This window comes from Paraperibacillus esterisolvens (genome assembly GCF_046237625.1).
Taxonomy (GTDB): Bacteria; Bacillota; Bacilli; order Bacillales; family DSM-1321; genus Paraperibacillus; species Paraperibacillus esterisolvens.
In genome coordinates this window covers 488639-505981 of sequence record NZ_CP143545.1, presented here as the reverse complement: position 1 = coordinate 505981, position 17343 = coordinate 488639, and the positions used below count along the sequence as shown (strand labels likewise).

The following is a 17343-nucleotide window of genomic DNA, read 5'->3' as shown; positions in this document are numbered from 1 at the left end:
CTCATAAAACCCCTCCTTTCTATAAAAGTTGTAAATTGCATTTTTTTAGAACCTCCTCACCGGCCGGACAGCCGCATAAAGAGGTTCTCTTTCAAAACTTATTGTGGCGGCAATAAATCTTTAATCACATCTGCTGCCCAATCAAGTGCTTCCTGGGGTGTCTTTTCTCCTGAAAGCGCATATTGTACGGCTGGGATGAGGGCTTCACTTTCGATTTCCTGCCATTCCTTAATCGCAGGCCGGTTCTGTGTCTGCGGTCCGCTCAATGTAGTCGTAAGCGGCTTCAAATGTTCATAGCCTGGCTTTGTGCCATAGCTTTCAAATACAGACTTTCTTGCAGCTACGCCGAGTGATTTCATGAATAGTTCATTCTTTTCATAAATAAAGTTGAGGTAATCCTTAGCGACCTTCTGCTTTTTGGAGGAGCTTGGAATCACCTGATACCATGGGCCAGGGACCGCACCTATGCCTGCATCGCCGCCAATCATTGGAGCACTTCCGACTTTTCCGGCTACCTTTGATTGCTTGGCGTCATTGGAAGGAACATAAAAGTGGCCCCACGCAAGCATCATCGCGGATTTTCCATTCCAGAACAGCTCAGACGTTTCAGCAGATGCCATTTCAAGTGCACCAGATGGTACCGACTTATCCTTTTTCAGCAGATCCACCAGGAATTGCAGCGAATCCACATACGGTTTTGAACTAACAAGAACTTTGCCTTTCTCACCCACTACCAATGGCTTCGCTCCTGCCTGGGCTGCGTGATCAAGCCAGCTGGCCACCGCATCTCCATTGTTAGCCCCAAAGACCGTGGTTCCATACATATCCACTTTTCCGTCCTTATCGGTATCTTTTGTAAAAAACTTGGCCGTATTACTATACTCTTTCCAGGTTGTAGGCGGACGCAGCTCATAGCCATACTTCGCTTTGAAATCCGCTTTGTTCTTTTCATCTTCAAAAAGATCTTTCCGGTAGATTAAATTCTTGGCGTTCGTCCATACCGGCATGCCATAAACCTTATCCTGATAACTTCCGCCTTCTACTAATCCCGGAAATAAATCATTTTTAATGTCATCTGTCAGAAGACCTTCTAACGGTAAAAGTCCGCCAGCCAGTGCCGGAAACCAAAGGATATCAATGGTTGCCACATCAAATGCCCCAGCCTGAGAAGCTACCTCAGCCTTAAGCTTGTCATAGACACCGCTATAAGGAACCGATTCAATTTTAACTGTATAGCCTGTTTTCTCTTTAAATTCCCCAGCAGTTTCCTTCGCTACCTTAAAAGCTGGGCTTCCCCCTTCAACCAAAACCGTAATCGTTTTATCATCAGCTTTAGCTTTCGAACTTCCTGTCTTCTCTCCCGAACATCCCGATAAAAAGAGAGATGACACTAATACAAATGAAACAATGGATAAGACCCCTTTTTTCCTCACCACAGCATGCCTCCATTTATTAATTTATTTATCCAACAAACCATACTCAATTTTATTTTGACAGCGGTTTCATTTCACGGAGTAAAATAATCAGCCTTCATCCCCTTTTGCCCCCTCCAGCGTTTTGGTATATCCTCTTTACATTTTAATTGTATTGGTTATGACGTTTTTATAAAATTCTAACTTTTTTAGAAAAGGTTATATATATTTGGAACTTTTGTGTACGTGGCATAATGAGGGGGGTTTCACTTCTTTTGTGAGATGCCAGGGACAAGTCATGCTTTTTGTCCAATTTAACATAAATAACTCCCCATTGAACCGGCACAGAATCCGAATGCCTGTGTCTACCCTCTGAAATAGTTCTTAGTTAATCGCAGAAATTAACAGGATACAATTTACTCGGGAAGTTAAGATGAAATCAGGGATGAGGAAAATGAACTGGATAGAAGCTTTGCAAAAGTTGTTCACCGAGATAAATGTTCTATTCAAATTGGAGGAAGTTGAGAAAGCCTAGTTCCATATACATGTTATTCTGGTAAAATAACAAAGGCAGCTACGAAAATACTTTAGGGGGATTTTAAGTGGAAGAGGTTTTGAAAATTATTAAAAAGAGATGGGCATATATCTTAACGGCATTATTCGCTTTTATCGTTGGCGGTACTCTTGGACCTTCAACAGAGCAAGTAGATAGTGCCAATGCCAGAGCCGACAAGTGGCAGCAAAAAATGGTTGCCGAAACAAATACTGTAGCAAGCCTTGAATCGAAAAACAAAGAATTGCAAGCGAAGGTAGATGAGGCTGCTCCTTGGTTCAAAGTACAGGAGGAAAAAAAGCAGAGAGAAGCTGAGGAGAAGCGGTTAGCCGAAGAGAAGCGACTAGCGGAAGAAGCGAAGCAGGAAACAGAGGCAAAAGCTAAAGCGGAAGCAGAAGCGGAAGCAGAAGCGGCCGAAGCAGCCAAGCAATCGCGAGAAGAAATGACACTAAACGAAGCTAGAAGTATGATTGAGGATTATGCCACCGGAGATGGTGACCAATTAAGTAATGTTTCTCTCGGAAATGGCGAAATTAAAGCAACGATTTCGTTGGCTGACAGCGATATCACCGCTAGGGATTTGGCAGTCTCCAGATACACTTCATTATCAGATGAATTATTGAATCACGGGGGATGGCAAATCTTAACCATTACATTTACCGGGGTTGGAACTGTCAGCATGAACCGTAATGAAAAGGAAACAAATGAGTACGGGGACTATTTTCCAACGCTTGAGGTTGAAGAAAGATTGAATTGAAAATACCAAAATAATTGTTCTAGCCAATTAATGATGTGTATCAAGAAAATGCTGTTAGACCCACTGGTGATTTTCTTACATCTAAACTGAACAAAAAATGCTTGAGCCTTGATGGGCACCAAGCATTTTTTATGTAAAAGTTACCTAGATACTTCTTTTCCTTTAATTTCGCCTCTGAGCTCCTATATGTAAAAGAAATTTTCGGTCATTATTCCGCCTTTAACTGCCTATTAGGCATTCTCATATCTGGACAGAATTTTATTTTCATAATAACAGTGCCTGGCACGCTCCAATCTTTATTGAAAGAAAGGGTTTGTGTACAGGCACTTTTGTTTGATTATTTCTTCCTTTATTTTAATACTAGTTGCGCAACACACTCCACATGCATCGTCTGCGGAAACATATCCACAGGCTGCACTTCAACCGTCTTATATCCCCCATCCTCCAGCACCCGCAAATCTCTTGCCAGGGTCGCCGGATTACAGGACACATACACGACCTTCTTCGGCTTCATATCAATGATGGTCTGCAGCAGGGCCTCATCACAGCCCTTTCGCGGCGGGTCGACGACGAGGACGTCGGCAGCGTTGCCTTCCCTGTACCAGTTCGGAATGACAACTTCTGCTTCGCCCACTGCAAACTCTACATTCTGAATATCATTCAGCTCAGCATTACGCTTTGCGTCTTCTATGGCTTCCGGGACGATTTCGACGCCGAAAACTTTCTTTGCTTTCTGGGCGAGGAAAAGGGAGATAGTTCCGATGCCGCAGTAAGCGTCGATGACGTTTTCTTCACCCGTCAGACCTGCGTATTCCAGGGCTTTGTCGTAGAGCACCTTGGTCTGCTCTGGATTGACCTGGTAAAAGGAGCGGGCCGAGATGGCAAACTTGATGTCGCCGATGCTGTCGTAGATCACTTCGCTGCCCCACAGGGTCTTGGTTGTGTCGCCGAAGATGACGTTGGTGCGTTTGCTGTTGATGTTATGGATGATTGATTTTACGTTTGGCACACGGTTCTGGATTTCTTCAATAATTCGCTCTTTAAAAGGCAGGTCAGCGGTGCGTGTGATGATGACGACCATGACCTCGCCTGTGACCCTGCCAAAGCGGGCCATGATGTGGCGGAGCACGCCTTTGTGTGTCTCTTCATTATATGCCGGAATGCCGAGCTCGCTGAAGATTTCCTTCACCGTCTGGACGGTTTTGTTTATGACTGGGTCCTGGATGATGCTTTCAGCGGCATCGACAATTTCATGGGTCCTTGGCTTGAAGAAGCCCGCGATCAGTACGCCCTCTTCCTCGCCGACCGGTACCTGGGCTTTGTTGCGGTAATGAGTCGGCTTGTCCATGCCGATGATCGGATGGACCTTGACGTCCTGAAGCTTGCCGATCCGCGCCAGCACTTCCCTGACCTGCTTTTCCTTGAACTTCAGCTGTCCCTCATAGCTCATATGCTGGATCTGGCAGCCGCCGAACATGCTTGGGTCCACACCTGAGATATCCACACGGTATGGGCTTTCCTCATAAATTTCAATCAGACGGCCAAAGCCGTAATTCTTATTCGCCTTCAGCACTTTAATCTTCGCCTTTTCTCCAGGCAGCGCTCCTTGGACAAAGAGGGGATAGCCGTCGACCTTGGCAACTCCTGCTCCTTCGTGGGTCAAGTCCTCGAACACCACTTCCACAAACTCATTTTTTGAGACTGGTGCAGTCCTTTTCATGTACATACTTCCTTTTCTATGTCAGGCGCAAGGTTCTGCGCTCCTTTTTATTTTCAGCTCTCATGATTTTATCATAACCCTGTTCGTTTTTCACAGGGACCGGTCAATGTGTTTCTTTAAAAAAGGAAAAATGCCCACCGTGGAGTGAGCATTTTGCTGATTATCACTGTTGTCCCGTGTCTGGTCGCTTGGTTTGCGGTGATTCCTGTTTCTGTCCTTTATCCTCTGGCGCATAAATCTGGTTGTCCTTCGTATTCTCTGCACCCTCTAAGAAGTTATCCTTAGTTCTCACACCTTCACCTCCTCTTCCATATTGCACAACTAAAGGATGCGGCCTGTTGTTCCTTCATCACCTGTCAGCTGCTCGCCAGCCTTTGGCTTTGCCGCAAGCTTGGAGCCGTCCGTGTTCCAGTCCAGCACTGCCTCCGCCGCGCCAGTGGTCATCAATGGCTGGGCCACTCCTTTTGTGCCTGTATTGTATTCAGGCTGTTTGCCTTGTTCCTTTTTCATGATAATTGCCTCCTTCATTCTGAAAAAATTCTTCTCTATTATCTGCCATCCTTCTTTTTCCTATTCCCCCTTCATTTTGTAAGGGTTAGAGTAGTTTCAAGAAATGCATGCATATGGTACGCTGGAATTATCTTACTGCAGGGGAGGCTGGAATATGGAAGTGGAACTTGGCTTTATACCTAAAACCTGGATAGCGCTGCACCCGGATGCCGGCGGCTATTTTCCTTTCGCCATAGATGGGGAGAAGTCATGGATTGTAGATATTTCTTCTACGGAAGAAGATATTCCCGCTCCATTCGTAACAGAGTGGATGGAACACCTGGATTCTTTCCCCATCTATCTTTGCTTTCAGATTTATGAGTTTCACCAGGAAGATCTGGAACAGGATTTCAAGCTCCGTGACATTCAATATGAGAAACTTGGTATAAAAGGGCTTTATTATAAGGCCGTCGTGAAAAACAGTAAGGACTTCGAAGTGATATTTCCTTACCTTTATAGCAATGGCTGCATGAATAATCTTGCCTTATGGTCGCTGCACCGCGATATTTTCAGCAGCGGGAAAAGGGGATTTCAAACTCTGTTCGGCAATCTCCATCTGAAGACTCCAATCGTCACCCTCGGTGAAGCAGACACAGTGTTCTGGGTAAGCTATGACGGCGGCTCAATCATTTGCATCTCCAATGACCACCGGTTCGCTGATCTTAATGATGTATCCCGGTACTTCCCTCCCGGCACCAGTTTGACTGAAGTAAAATTTAAAGAGTAAGAGGTGCAGAATGATACAAGTAAAAGTAGCCCACGCATTCATCCTTGATGAAAAAGAAGAAAACGTCCTCATGGTCCATAACCTTCCGGATATTTGGACAATGCCGGGCGGAAGGGTCGAGGATGGGGAGACGCTGCATGAAGCGGTGATTCGTGAGGTCAGGGAAGAAACAGGTGTCAGGGTGGAGCCACATCACATTCTTGCTGTCAGTGAAGGAAAGTTTGCGGAACGGAATCATCACGCCATTCTATTTACATTCAAAGCAAAGTTGATCCAAGGAACTCCTGCCGTTCAGGATCCTGAGGAAATTCGGGAGGTAGTTTGGATGCCGCTTGATGCTGCGAGTGAACATCTTTCGTATATACCTGGCGGTGCAGCCGCACTTTTGAAGGCGCATGCTCCTTATTCGCTTATGGCAGTGCGGGATTAAAGTAGATTTCGTGTAAGCTTTTGAGCTGAATAATAAAAGGAACTTCCCATTCGAAGTTCCTCTCCTGCCCAATTAAACTTCTACTGCTCCTATGACTGTTTTTATCCGTTCCTTTTCTTCACTTTTATCCAGATATTCAAAAAATCCAAGGCGATTTCCCCATGGGTCTGCGAAGGTCCCCCATTTAACAGAAACTTCTGGTCTTGATTGAATTTCAAAGCAATCAATGCCAAGCTGTTCCACAAGCCTTTCTCTTTCAGCTTCAATATTAGCGGTTCCTAAACGCAGTGGTCCAGTCCCCTCAGCAGGAACGCCTTCTGCAACCTGGAGCCAGCAGCCCGGAAGAAGCTCCCACTCTGCAAATCCATCATGCGGTATAAGATCCGGCTGCTTATTCAGCAGGCTGTTATACCACTCTAACCCTTCCTTGAAATTAGAAACCCGGACTTGTATAGTCATTTCAAAAATCATGGTCCCCGCTCCTTGCTTTTTGTCTATAATATTATAACTTTCAGATTGCTGGTTTAATGAGTCGTCTTTAGTCAAGCATGTAATTCCTGGAGTTCCTTCTTTGCACACAATATAGACAATAAAACTCCGGATACTCCGAATCTAATTCTGGTTTGGTTCTAAAAACTTCGTCACCTTCTTTTAAAACAAAATGGCAAATCTCACACTCTTCTTGTCCACTTTCAATCCGGCTCCTTATCAATTCCTGTTCTTTCATGGTTCACCCCGATACCTAAAATTCACGGATGGTTTTTTCTATGTACTCTGGCGAATGTGTCTTACTGTATGCGGCCCTGTAACCGTCCGAGCAGACTTAGATAATGCCTTCAATATGCTGTATTTCTGCTTTTTTCACTTTAATCAAGTGTTGCACCCTCCTTTTAGGAATGCTGTCTGCGGGTTATTTTGGTAAATTTTGATAATTATAGATTACCATAGAGGGCATGTCCCGAAAACTGAACTACTCATAAATGCCCGGCTTTTTCGGATACGTTTTTGCCTGCGGGGTCTCACTTGTCCTTCTATTCCCTGGGGAGGCGAACCGCTTCAAAATTCTGCGGGATATATTTATAGTTGAGGTATTCTCGCCTGGGGCCTCATGCTTGTGGTGGAAATGCCCTTCGGCGAGTAAAACGGCTGTTTTGGCGAGTAAAGTACCCGTTTCGGATAGTAAAATTCCTGTTCCCGCTAGTAAATTTTTATTTCGGATAGTAAAATCATAAGTTCGGCGAGTAAGCCGTTCACTTCGGCTAGTAACGGCTCATAGAAGGGACCGTTCAGGACGTAACAAGCAGGATTTTCTTGAAAAATGATTAAAATCTGGGGGTTTGGTTCACTTTTTCATGATTTTTGTTATTCGGAGAACCAAAACAGGACTCTAGCAATCTCACACCAGTCCCATCGAAGACGCCATCCCTTCCATATGTTTGAAACAATTCCAATCGTGGAAAGTATTTTATAAAGCTACTGTCAAATTTATGATGAAATGAGGCATGGAATATGATTAAGATTGATTCTCCGATAGACGGGAAGCAGCTTCCGCTCAGTACGCTGAAGAAAGCGCTTGAGCCGATCGGTTTTGTGGTCGGTGGCGGCTGGGAATACGATCACGCTCATCTCGATTATATGATGGGAGACCTGCATGGCGATCAGCAGTACTTGCGGATCCCGCTTCAGTCCATGGGCGATTCGCTTGAGGATGACCGGGCCGCGGTAATGATCGGGACGCCGTTCCTGCTCGACCACCAGTTTAAGACTGAAGTGGATGATGAAGGGGATGCTGGTGCGGCTACCGGTCTGAATCAGTTCAAGTCTCCTGAGAATAAGGATGCACCGTTCCCTGAGGAATTCAAGGAAGAGGCAATGGCCATCATGCAGAAGGTAGAAGAGGCACTCGAGGGACAGCACAGCGTCTAAAGACGAGAAAGCCACCCGCAATTGAGGGTGGCTTTCTTTCATATAGCAATCTCCCCGGCCGGCCTTCCGCACGCTGCCGCCATCCTTGACAGCTTTTGGTTCAGGTGGCGTTTATCCAGCTGGAGCCATTCCTGCTGCTGAATTCCTTCTACGATATACCCAGAAAAATCCCAAACTGACTCCTTAATATTTTCTACATTGGTTTCTGCCACAAGTGTCAGAGCTTCAAGGATGCTTGCCATAACAGAGACGTCCGCCTTCCCATAATGCCTGATTTGATAGAAGCTGTCATAAAGGAAGTCCGCAAACTGGGGCTTTTCGATAATGACCCGCACCTTCCCCTCACTATCGCAATAATACGGATTCGGTTCATAGTTTTTGCCGATCTTAATGAGGATCTGTGACAGATGCTCAATGCAGTTGATGGCGGTCTCTGGATCATTTTTCCCCGGAGCGATGCCCCTCAGCGCCACCTCCACCAGCTTTTGGATGCCAAATTCAACACCCTGAATCACTTCCTGCCTGGACGAGATCATCATAAGATTAAGCAGCCTGGATTCATCGAAGTTTTCCCGGCTGTTCCAAACTTTCAAGAGCGGGGTATCAACATCCACATAATTCCCGAGGCTTTTCTCAAAACGCACAACGATGTCCTGCTCTGATGCCATACGGACCATCGCTTCGATGTCGGCATATTCAATATAGCCCCGCTTGCTGCTTTTGATGCCGAAAGCCTCTTCTGCCTTAAGCTCTTGGGCTTCTTTCGCCGCCTCTCTGCCTGGATGCTGCTCCTGGTTGTGCTTTTTAATAGAATCGAGCGTTTCGGTCGTAATGCTTGAGACGACGTTCCCCACCTTGATCCAATCGGTTACATGATGAATCAGGAATACAAACATGGCAAGACAGATAAACGCCACAACGATGGCCAGCGCCGGCAGGATGAACGTATTTTCCACTTCTCGGCCTTTAATCTGGCTGAGCAGCAGGAGTGAATAGACATAGCCGCCGATGAATGTACCGAGTACAAGCTGTGTTTTCGAGTCGTTGATGAAGTTCTGCAGGGTGCGCGGTGAAAACTGGGCAAGGAACGTGGTCAGCACGACAAGGACCGAGGAAAAGGTAATGGTCGTCATGGTAAGCAGTGATGTCGAAATGGCGCTCAATATCGTCTGGGCCAGCTCCTTGTCCACAAAAAGGAAGGATGGAATCATCCCTTTGACCCCTTCATAGTCGGACAGAACCTGCTCGAGGAGCACGCTCAAGACTGCAAGCACGAAAGCACCCGCTCCGTATAGGGCAGGCATGACCCAAAAATTTGTTTTGATTTTTGCTTCAGCTTTTTTACGCAGCATAATATCCCCCGTCCAACATTTTGATCATATTCCAATTATGACCCGATTTCCTCTCTTTTACCGGAATCATCGCCGCAGCTGCCGGCTTCCTCAAAAAACTCCTGAATTGTCCGGGCGAATTCTTCATTGTCCGGAAATAAATTCCCCCCGCTTGTATCCAACTCCATAAACCTTGCATTGGGAACTTCGTTCAGATAGCTTTCAACATCCTCATCTGACAGCAGGGCTCCTTCCCTGCCGCCGCGGATAATCAGTACCGGGCAGGTGAAATCCTCCAGATTGCCCATCGGGGAGGTTTCACCAGATTCCTCTTCGATGCGGCGCAGGGTGTCAAGGGAGAGACGCTGCAGAATGGGCTTCCCCCTCCATTCGGGCAGAGCGGCAATCATATCGGACCAGCCCTCCTGGATGCTCTCATGAACAGCCGGATAATCCCCGAGTATCAGGCCCTTCACCTTTTCCTTATGCTTTAGAGCATAGGCGAGTGTATAAGAGACACCCCGAGAAAAGCCGAACATCGCGAATTCATCCAGCGTGATCTGGTCAATAACCGATTCAACGTCACGGATATGGTCATCGAGGCTGTAGCCTGTCTCGGGGGCATCACTCCGTCCTCTGCCCCTGAGCGAAATGACGACTGCGCGGCGCGGCTGCAGGCGGAGGAGCACATCCTCATAATCCTCCGCGGACTCGGTAAGCCCTGGTATAATGACGAGCGGTGTATAGCTTTCTTCCCTCCCGGAGTTATCCATATAATGAATCTTGATATCACCGTTTCTCACCCATCCCTGTATCATAAACATCTTCTCCTTTTAGGCGGAGTGCGGACTTTGTTATAAAGCCTTTACCCGGACAGCGTTTTCCTCACTCCTTAAAACAGTAAAAAACCGCCAATTGGCGGTTTTACTTAAGGATGTCCTGTGCAGGAAGCATAACCTTCGGCACGAAGAAATCGAAATGGCGGTAGAGGTTCACGAACTCTGCAGGTGCATCCCCGCCATATTCTCCGTCAAGGTTCAGCTGCATTCTTTCCTTTGCCTGGACCTTGATCCGGTTTGCTTTTACATAGATGATATGAGGGTCTGTCAGGTGCTCCCCGCGGATCGCAAGCGTCGCGATGCGGATGAAGTCGGCGAGATTGGTCTTCTTCAGGATCAGGAGCGTGAACATCCCGTCATTAAGGGACGCATCAGGCGCCAGCCGCTCGAAGCCGCCAACAGAATTTGTATTCGCTGCAAGAAAGAGCATGATTTCACCCTCAAACAGCTTGCCGTCATACTCGATGGATACATCCGTCGCCTTGATGGAAGGAAGCATCTCCATTCCCTTCAAGTAGTAGGCGAGCTGGCCGAGCATCGTTTTCAGCTTGCTTGGGACCTCATATGTAAGCTCGGTCAGGCGCCCGCCTCCGGCTATATTGATAAAATAGCGCTCGTTCATTCTCCCGATATCAATCGGCAGGGTCTGTCCTTCAGCGATGATATCCGCCGCCGCCTCGACATTCCTCGGAATCCTCAGGGCACGGGCAAAGTCGTTCGTCGTGCCGACCGGGATAATGCCTACCTTCGGACGTTCAGGGGCATCGGCAAGGCCATTGATGACTTCATTGATCGTTCCGTCCCCGCCCGCTGCAATGACGACATCATATTTGCGTTCAATCGCAAGCTTCGCCGCCTGGGTGGCGTCTCCTTCACCAGTGGTAGCGTGGCATGACGCTTCATACCCGGCTCTCTCAAGTTTAACCAGTACCTCGGGCAGATGTTTTTTGAACAGCTCGCGCCCAGAAGTTGGATTGTAGATAATTCTTGCTCTTTTCATTTCCATCCATCCTATTTTCATAATTCATATGTCCGTTTTCGCTGCTAAGATAACCACCTAATATATTAAACCTCTCTTAGAGGGTAAGCAACTTTCAAATAAAAATAACTAATTTTTCTACTTTAAAAAATTTATTTACCCATATATAATGTAGTTTAAACCAAAATTTTGTTAAATATTTGGGAATAATGTCGATATTAGTCTTAGGAAGTATAGAAAGGAAGAAGGGAAACAAAATGCTAGTATTAAAAACATATTATCTATCTGAAATCGAACGCTACCGGACGGAGCAGGAAGTTCTGAAAGCGGATACAAAAATCCGCGAAAATGAACTCCTTTTATTGGATGACACTGAGCTTATGGAACTTCATTCAAAAGTGACGGATTTGGTTTTGGTTTAAATATCCAGGGGCTCAGGCACTCACTGCCTGGGCCCCCTTTTATTTACACCAGGAGATCCACATACAGATACCTGTCGTTATTCGTCATCATATCGTGAGCCATCCTCGCATCCCCCAGCCTGTAGCGGATAGGAAAGGAAAACCCGGGACCATCAAATACAAAGGTATGGTATTCGCCGTATTCTCCGCAAAGATCATGCTCCCCTGGATAGTCCTCAAGGAATTCGCTGTCAATCACCCTCCCGCCGAATGAAGGATTCAGACGCCTGGTATCCACAGAAATCAGAACCGTCTTAAAGCCTTCGCTCAGGAACTCCTGAAGCAGCTCTCTCGTATCGCATCTCCAGAGTGGAAAAACCGCCTTCATTCCAGTTGGCTCTATCATCTTTTCCCTATATTCCCTTAGATCTTCAAGGAAAATATCACCGAACATCACATATTCGGCTCCATCTGACTTAGCGGAGGCAAGGGCTTCCTGTATCCGGGCATTGTATTCGTCATTTGCAGGAGCTTCCGGCATCCATACCTCGCGCAGCGGAATCCCGAGGGACTCTGCCTGAAGGGCAAGCATTTCATACCGAAGGCCATGGCCGCTGATCCGTCTCTCCTCCTCTGTAAGTGTAACAAGCAGGGAGTCTATTTCCCACATGCCCGATCGCTGCAGCCGATGGAGCGCGAGCATCGAGTCCTTCCCGCCGCTGAATGAGACCACAATCCTTTTCTTCATGAATTCACCCCCTCTATTAAACGACTTACCGTAAATGTTTGTCATGCTGATCCAGCATATCCGGATTCAGCCCTGTAAAGCTCTGAGCATCCTGCTGCATCGAGCGGCTGCAATTTCTGCATATATAGAGAGCACCAGGATTTTGCACAAACTTTTTATACTGGGAATCAGTAGACGGAATATCGTATTCCCTGCGGCAATTCATACATTTCTTTTGCATCATCATACACCCTTTTCGTTCAAATTAAGCTTTTCTTGCAATCTGGCGCGTCGCGCTTGCACTTCTCCTTCGTGAATGGAGGCTGTGAAGGATCATACCGAGCATGACCAGCAGCACTCCGCACAGCCCAAGTGTCGAGGGAATATGCGCCCCAAGAATAAGGATTTCCCCAAGCAGGGCAAATAGAACAGACACCGATTGGGTCGCTTCCACTGAAGCCATTTTTTCCATATCGTTCCGCACCAGGTCTGTTGCTTGAAAAAAGAGGACAGTTGCGGCGACTCCCGAGAGCAGGGCGACGAGAAAGGACTGAAAAATCTGCGAGCCCTGCGGCGGGCCGTCCTTAACAAGCGCAATGGATCCAAGCACCGCCCATAGCGGCACGCTTGCGATGGTCATTCCGAGCACACGCTGAAAGGTATTCAGGCTGCCGCCGCACACCTCCATCATCTTCCGGTTGCCAAGCGGGTAGGCAAAAGACGCAATCAGGACCGGTATAGTCCCCGCCAGAATTCCCGCGGTCAACCCGCCGCTATTTTCAAACTGCATAAGTATGATGCCGGCGACGATAATCAAGGAAAGCAGCAGACCCTTGACCGGAATCCGCCCTCTCATCTGAATGGGCCCGTCCGGCGTCTGGATGGTCTCTTTGAAAAGCGGGACAAGGAGCGATCCGGAGATGATTGTAATCTGCCATGTTCCCGCAATCAGCCAGCCTGGCGAAAAGGCTGCGGCCAGGCAGAGCGGCGCGTAAAACAATCCGAAGCCGATCGTACTCCAAAGCAGCCAGGCACCCGGCCTCTGGCGCATAATGCTAAACAAAGGACGCAGCTTCTTCTGACCGGCCACAATCGCAATCAGGAAGGGAAGCATGAAAAAATAACGCAGCGAGGCACTCCACAGCCAGCTTCCCCCAGCCAGCTCCATCGAGCGGTTCAGGATGAAGGTTGCTGCAAAGAAAAAAGCGGCTAAGATTCCGAGGATAATAGGTTTCATCAAGGATGTCCTCCTTTGGTGTGTCGGTGTGCTCTGTCAGCGGGAGCGTGGATAGGCGATTTAGTGCTGATATTAAAATTCAGGCTCCGCAGGTCCTGTGTACTCCTTCAAATATGTATTTATTTAAACATAATATCTTATCGAGCATCCGCTCATTTACTATTCAGATACGGCCGATTCGAGAATACCACAATCCCCCGCGTATAAAAAATATTCAAGAATGCCAGAGAAAATTCCTCCCGCCTCCCCTATAAAAAATACAAAAGCCGCCTTTAAAAGGCGGCTGAACAATTATTAATGAATATTAATAGGTTATATACATAGCTACTGCAGTAAGCAAGCTAAAAAAAGCTGTCACTTTCTTGCTCATTCCGTTCCCTCCGCCTGTTATATCTTGGTCATCCAACTTAACAGTTTATTCATACACCAGATATATTCCCTTATTCCCTGGAGGTTAAACATCATTATCTTGGGAAATGGGGGACTGTCCCCTATTTCCCAAATCAAAGCAAAGGGAGCAGCGCGGGAAATAAACGCTGCTCCCTGGATAAGGAAGACTCTTCAGTTGTTGATGTACTTCTCGAATACGTAGCCAAAGTCTTTGACTTTGAATTTACGGCGGTTGTTGACGAGCCAGCTGAAGGCTGTTTCGTTGATTTGCTTAAAGCTGTCGACTACGCTGTCCTCCTTGGACGTCACGCGGCCGATCGTGGTAGAGGCGAGGTTCAGGCTTTCCTGTGCGTAATTCATATATTCATTGTTTTCATGGCAGATTTCAGCAACCTTGATCAGGGATTTATACAAGTCTTTTAATTCTTCAATGAACTTTTTATGTACATCAATCGAGAAGGCCTGTGAGCCGATCGTGAACTTGATCTCTACATCAAGATCCACTGTACCCGCGGTTTCAAGCGTAACCTTTGAAATATTATTCGTGTAATAGCTGTACCGGTGCAGCGTCCGTTTCTTGCTGATGGCACTTGTTCCATCCAGATGGATCAGCGCCTTATTCGTGAAGCAGTACTCATCCGTTTTAGATTTAATCAGAAAATAAATCTTTTCATTATCCTCATGCATCACATAATCATCAGCATCCACCTTGTCATAATCAGCCGGGCTGATCACACTTCCGATATCACTTAATCCTAATACGTCTGAAGCCACTTTTTTGAACATTTCACTCTTCCCTTCAGGTTTTACTAGCTATACGGCCAATCTATAAAAATAGTTTCATATTTTCTATATTTTTTACATATTTTTCTACAGGACGCTTGGCGCACAGCAAAAAAGGCTGATCAATGGTCAGCCTTTTTTTGCGCCTGGCAGCTCCGCTCAAGGCACCAGCTTTTCCAAAGCAGCCTGCAGCCTTTGTTCTGCGTCATTATCCAGTTCAAAAGCATTGTCGCCCGCTCTCTGCACCTGCTGATCCAGGGTGAATACCCCTTTCAGGATATGAGTCGCACCCAGTGAAGCAAGAACAGGCTTCAAGGCATAATCAATCATGAGCAGATGCCCGTAAGTTCCGCCGATTACGAGCGGAAGAATCGTCTTATCCTCAAGACCTTTCATTGGCAGCAAATCAAGGAAGGTTTTCAGCACCCCGGTGAATGATGCCTTATACACCGGCGTCAAAATGATGATTTTATCTGCAGAAGTGACCTTCCCGCTCGCCTTCACAATCTCCTCACTGTCATAAGCACCGCCAATCAAATCCTCGGCAGGCAGATCACGGATATGGAGCACCTCATAATCGGCACCCTTTCCCTTCAGATAATCCACCGCAAAATTCATAATCCCATTCAGCCTCGAATCCTTCACAGGACTGCCTGATACAATCACAATCTTAGACAACAGACTCACTCCTTATTCTTCAGCGCTCCGGGAATGGCCTCGGTCACGCTGCCATTTAGTATGTATGATTTGCTGTTTATGTTAGCGGGAGAGCTATCTTTTGTCAATGTTAGGGAATTGGTGCTGGCGGGCTGTGTTGTTCTTTCGGCGATCTGGATGAAGGACTTTTCATAAGAAGATTTCGTACAAAAGGGTCTTCATTACCCCTATGAAGACCTTTTCTCGAACAAATCCCGCTCAAATGTCCTTCATCACCCTTATGAAGACCTTTTCTCGAACAGATTCCCGCTTAAATGTCCTTCATCACCCATATAGAGGACTTTTCATGAAAAGACTCCCGCTAAACACCAACTCAAAAAGCCGACTCCATTCCACCCCATAAAAAAGACAAGCTCCCACAAACAGCGGAAGCCAGCCCATCATCAATCTCCTTCAAATTCCTTCATCACATACGGCATGGTTTCATCGATGTCGCTGGCAAGCAGGGTGGTCTTGGCCCTGGTTTCCTTCCAGTAATCGGCACAGGCTGCGTGGAAGTAGACGGCATTGGAGACGGCATCTTTTATATCTTTATAGGAGGCAGCATGCGCGAGCATGATTCCGGTGAGTGAGTCGCCGGAGCCTCCTTTTGCGAGGCCTGCGTTTCCTGCCATGTTGATTCGGACTTCTCCGTCCGGATAGGCAATGACGGTATTCCTTCCTTTCAGGACGATAATGACTCCATTCTCCCTGGAGAACTCGGCGGCTGTTTCGATCCGCACCTGCTGGAATTCCTTGATTTCCTTGCCGGTCATCTTCTGGAATTCACCTGGATGAGGCGTTACGATTACGGGTGCCTTCCTCTCCGGATAGGTCCGCCCGACAAGTGCACCTGCATCGATGATCAGCGGAATCTCTGTTTTCAGAAGCTGTTCCACCGCGGCTTCCAGGGTGTCCCCGTAGTGCAGACCCGGTCCAATGGCTGCGGCTGTCATCTTTTCAGATATATCCCCCTGCGCCGTTTTCTGAAGTCCGTCAAACAGGAATACACACTCCGGCACCCGGGAGGCAATGATGCCAGCCACAAATTGCGAGGTGCCGACGGTGAGCTTTCCGATTCCGCTCCTTTTCGCCGACAGGCTGCATAGGATGGCGGCACCCGGCATATCATCGCTGCCTGCAATGATCAGTCCGTTTCCGAACGTGCCTTTATGAGAGCCGGACGCCCGCTTGGGAAACGTCCTCTTCACATCTTCCTTTGTCCATACCCTGACATTCGAATCTTGTGGAAGGCCGATTTCCACCAACTCAGCACGGCCGAAATACTCGGCTGTTTCCTCCATGAAAAGAGAAGGCTTAAATCCATGGATGCTGAAGGTAACATCTGCCTTGAAAGCAGAAGAATCAGCCTCCCCCCTGTCTGCAAGCACTCCCGCCGGCACATCCACCGCAATCTTCAGTGCTTTTTCGCCGTTAACCCAATCAAGGATTTCCTTCACATTCTCCCTTAACGGCAGCCGCGTACCTATGCCGGCAAGTGCTTCTACAATCATGTCATACGAACCGGATCTTTCAGCGGGCCGAAATCCCTGGTCCCGGAAAATCTCCGCATGCCTGGCGGCCGTCTCATCCTTCGGCTCCCCCGCGGGAAAGGTCAGGTCGCATGCATAGCCGTTCTGCAGCAGATAGCGGGCTGCCACAATACCGTCGCCTCCATTTTTCCCCGGGCCGGCGAGTATCAGGATCCGATCCTTTTTATCTAAAAGCTTCTCCAGCTTATAAAATAGTTCTCTGCCTGCAGCTTCCATGAGCATGAAGCCTGTAAGTCCCTGCTTTTCAGCCGATGCATCGGCTGCACGGATTTGTTCAGACGTATATACAAACAAGTGGATTGCCTCCCTGCCGTTTTTTATCTTGTTTTATAC

The 17343-nt window shown here is 47.4% G+C and carries 18 protein-coding genes; 5 read left to right on the top strand and 13 right to left on the bottom strand.

Features of this window, described 5'->3' with window-relative positions; translation table 11 throughout:
- Positions 1-98: 98 nt before the first annotated feature.
- Positions 99-1436, bottom strand: coding sequence for an ABC transporter substrate-binding protein (locus V1501_RS02630; protein ID WP_409291313.1), 1338 nt, complete (start codon positions 1434-1436; stop codon positions 99-101).
- A 578-nt stretch (positions 1437-2014) separates the two neighbouring features.
- Here V1501_RS02630 and V1501_RS02625 point away from each other — a divergent pair.
- Positions 2015-2722 (top strand): hypothetical protein, encoded by a 708-nt coding sequence (locus tag V1501_RS02625; protein ID WP_409291312.1) that lies wholly within the window; start codon positions 2015-2017, stop codon positions 2720-2722.
- A 349-nt stretch (positions 2723-3071) separates the two neighbouring features.
- Here V1501_RS02625 and rlmD read toward each other — a convergent pair whose 3' ends face one another.
- The 3 genes from rlmD to V1501_RS02610 form a co-directional block, all read right to left on the bottom strand.
- Positions 3072-4442, bottom strand: coding sequence for a 23S rRNA (uracil(1939)-C(5))-methyltransferase RlmD (gene rlmD / locus V1501_RS02620; RefSeq protein WP_409291311.1), 1371 nt, complete (start codon positions 4440-4442; stop codon positions 3072-3074).
- Positions 4443-4605: 163 nt separating this feature from the next.
- A complete protein-coding gene (locus V1501_RS02615) occupies positions 4606-4734 on the bottom strand; it encodes a hypothetical protein (RefSeq protein ID WP_409291310.1) in 129 nt (42 codons plus the stop codon).
- Between the two features lie 29 nt (positions 4735-4763).
- A complete protein-coding gene (locus V1501_RS02610; RefSeq protein ID WP_409291309.1) occupies positions 4764-4952 on the bottom strand; it encodes a hypothetical protein in 189 nt (62 codons plus the stop codon).
- A gap of 154 nt (positions 4953-5106) precedes the next feature.
- Between V1501_RS02610 and V1501_RS02605 the strand changes: the two genes are divergently transcribed.
- Both V1501_RS02605 and V1501_RS02600 read left to right on the top strand, forming a co-directional pair.
- The gene (locus tag V1501_RS02605; RefSeq protein ID WP_409291308.1) at positions 5107-5718 is read left to right on the top strand and encodes a hypothetical protein; all 612 of its coding nucleotides are present in this window, start codon (positions 5107-5109) and stop codon (positions 5716-5718) included.
- Positions 5719-5728: 10 nt separating this feature from the next.
- Positions 5729-6148: an NUDIX hydrolase gene (locus V1501_RS02600; RefSeq protein ID WP_409291307.1), complete on the top strand. Its 420-nt coding sequence runs from the start codon at positions 5729-5731 to the stop codon at positions 6146-6148.
- Between the two features lie 72 nt (positions 6149-6220).
- On the opposite strand, the gene V1501_RS02595 is transcribed toward V1501_RS02600, so the two are convergent.
- The gene (locus V1501_RS02595) at positions 6221-6619 is read right to left on the bottom strand and encodes a VOC family protein (RefSeq protein ID WP_409291306.1); all 399 of its coding nucleotides are present in this window, start codon (positions 6617-6619) and stop codon (positions 6221-6223) included.
- Positions 6620-7657: 1038 nt separating this feature from the next.
- Here V1501_RS02595 and V1501_RS02590 point away from each other — a divergent pair.
- Positions 7658-8074, top strand: coding sequence for a YugN family protein (locus V1501_RS02590; RefSeq protein WP_409291305.1), 417 nt, complete (start codon positions 7658-7660; stop codon positions 8072-8074).
- Positions 8075-8112: 38 nt separating this feature from the next.
- On the opposite strand, the gene V1501_RS02585 is transcribed toward V1501_RS02590, so the two are convergent.
- The 3 genes from V1501_RS02585 to V1501_RS02575 all read right to left on the bottom strand — a co-directional run bounded on the left by V1501_RS02585 (position 8113) and on the right by V1501_RS02575 (position 11244).
- Complete coding sequence (locus V1501_RS02585; RefSeq protein ID WP_409291304.1) at positions 8113-9426, bottom strand: DUF2254 domain-containing protein; 1314 nt, start codon at positions 9424-9426, stop codon at positions 8113-8115.
- A gap of 35 nt (positions 9427-9461) precedes the next feature.
- Positions 9462-10223: an alpha/beta fold hydrolase gene (locus V1501_RS02580; protein ID WP_409291303.1), complete on the bottom strand. Its 762-nt coding sequence runs from the start codon at positions 10221-10223 to the stop codon at positions 9462-9464.
- 106 nt (positions 10224-10329) lie between these two features.
- Positions 10330-11244: a diacylglycerol kinase gene (locus V1501_RS02575; protein ID WP_409291302.1), complete on the bottom strand. Its 915-nt coding sequence runs from the start codon at positions 11242-11244 to the stop codon at positions 10330-10332.
- Positions 11245-11480: 236 nt separating this feature from the next.
- Between V1501_RS02575 and V1501_RS02570 the strand changes: the two genes are divergently transcribed.
- Positions 11481-11645, top strand: coding sequence for a hypothetical protein (locus V1501_RS02570; protein WP_409291301.1), 165 nt, complete (start codon positions 11481-11483; stop codon positions 11643-11645).
- Between the two features lie 43 nt (positions 11646-11688).
- On the opposite strand, the gene V1501_RS02565 is transcribed toward V1501_RS02570, so the two are convergent.
- The 5 genes from V1501_RS02565 to V1501_RS02545 form a co-directional block, all read right to left on the bottom strand.
- Positions 11689-12372 (bottom strand): diphthine--ammonia ligase, encoded by a 684-nt coding sequence (locus tag V1501_RS02565; RefSeq protein WP_409291300.1) that lies wholly within the window; start codon positions 12370-12372, stop codon positions 11689-11691.
- A gap of 244 nt (positions 12373-12616) precedes the next feature.
- Positions 12617-13588, bottom strand: coding sequence for a multidrug resistance efflux transporter family protein (locus V1501_RS02560; RefSeq protein WP_409291299.1), 972 nt, complete (start codon positions 13586-13588; stop codon positions 12617-12619).
- A gap of 561 nt (positions 13589-14149) precedes the next feature.
- Positions 14150-14764 carry a PH domain-containing protein gene (locus tag V1501_RS02555; protein ID WP_409291298.1) on the bottom strand — a complete coding sequence of 205 codons (615 nt, stop codon included), beginning with the start codon at positions 14762-14764 and terminating at the stop codon, positions 14150-14152.
- Between the two features lie 156 nt (positions 14765-14920).
- Positions 14921-15448 (bottom strand): NADPH-dependent FMN reductase, encoded by a 528-nt coding sequence (gene ssuE, locus V1501_RS02550; RefSeq protein WP_409291297.1) that lies wholly within the window; start codon positions 15446-15448, stop codon positions 14921-14923.
- Positions 15449-15861: 413 nt separating this feature from the next.
- Positions 15862-17304 carry an NAD(P)H-hydrate dehydratase gene (locus tag V1501_RS02545; RefSeq protein WP_409291296.1) on the bottom strand — a complete coding sequence of 481 codons (1443 nt, stop codon included), beginning with the start codon at positions 17302-17304 and terminating at the stop codon, positions 15862-15864.
- Positions 17305-17343 lie beyond the last annotated feature (39 nt).

Bases quoted from the DNA above. Each gene is read 5' to 3' on its own strand.
- V1501_RS02605 (WP_409291308.1), top strand. From the start codon at position 5,107: ATGGAAGTGGAACTTGGCTTTATACCTAAAACCTGGATAGCGCTGCAC.
- V1501_RS02585 (WP_409291304.1), bottom strand. From the start codon at position 9,426: ATGCTGCGTAAAAAAGCTGAAGCAAAAATCAAAACAAATTTTTGGGTC.
- V1501_RS02570 (WP_409291301.1), top strand. From the start codon at position 11,481: ATGCTAGTATTAAAAACATATTATCTATCTGAAATCGAACGCTACCGG.
- V1501_RS02565 (WP_409291300.1), bottom strand. From the start codon at position 12,372: ATGAAGAAAAGGATTGTGGTCTCATTCAGCGGCGGGAAGGACTCGATG.
- V1501_RS02555 (WP_409291298.1), bottom strand. From the start codon at position 14,764: ATGTTCAAAAAAGTGGCTTCAGACGTATTAGGATTAAGTGATATCGGA.
- rlmD (WP_409291311.1), bottom strand. From the start codon at position 4,442: ATGAAAAGGACTGCACCAGTCTCAAAAAATGAGTTTGTGGAAGTGGTG.
- V1501_RS02575 (WP_409291302.1), bottom strand. From the start codon at position 11,244: ATGAAAAGAGCAAGAATTATCTACAATCCAACTTCTGGGCGCGAGCTG.
- V1501_RS02600 (WP_409291307.1), top strand. From the start codon at position 5,729: ATGATACAAGTAAAAGTAGCCCACGCATTCATCCTTGATGAAAAAGAA.
- V1501_RS02590 (WP_409291305.1), top strand. From the start codon at position 7,658: ATGATTAAGATTGATTCTCCGATAGACGGGAAGCAGCTTCCGCTCAGT.
- V1501_RS02560 (WP_409291299.1), bottom strand. From the start codon at position 13,588: ATGAAACCTATTATCCTCGGAATCTTAGCCGCTTTTTTCTTTGCAGCA.
- V1501_RS02595 (WP_409291306.1), bottom strand. From the start codon at position 6,619: ATGATTTTTGAAATGACTATACAAGTCCGGGTTTCTAATTTCAAGGAA.
- V1501_RS02610 (WP_409291309.1), bottom strand. From the start codon at position 4,952: ATGAAAAAGGAACAAGGCAAACAGCCTGAATACAATACAGGCACAAAA.
- V1501_RS02580 (WP_409291303.1), bottom strand. From the start codon at position 10,223: ATGATACAGGGATGGGTGAGAAACGGTGATATCAAGATTCATTATATG.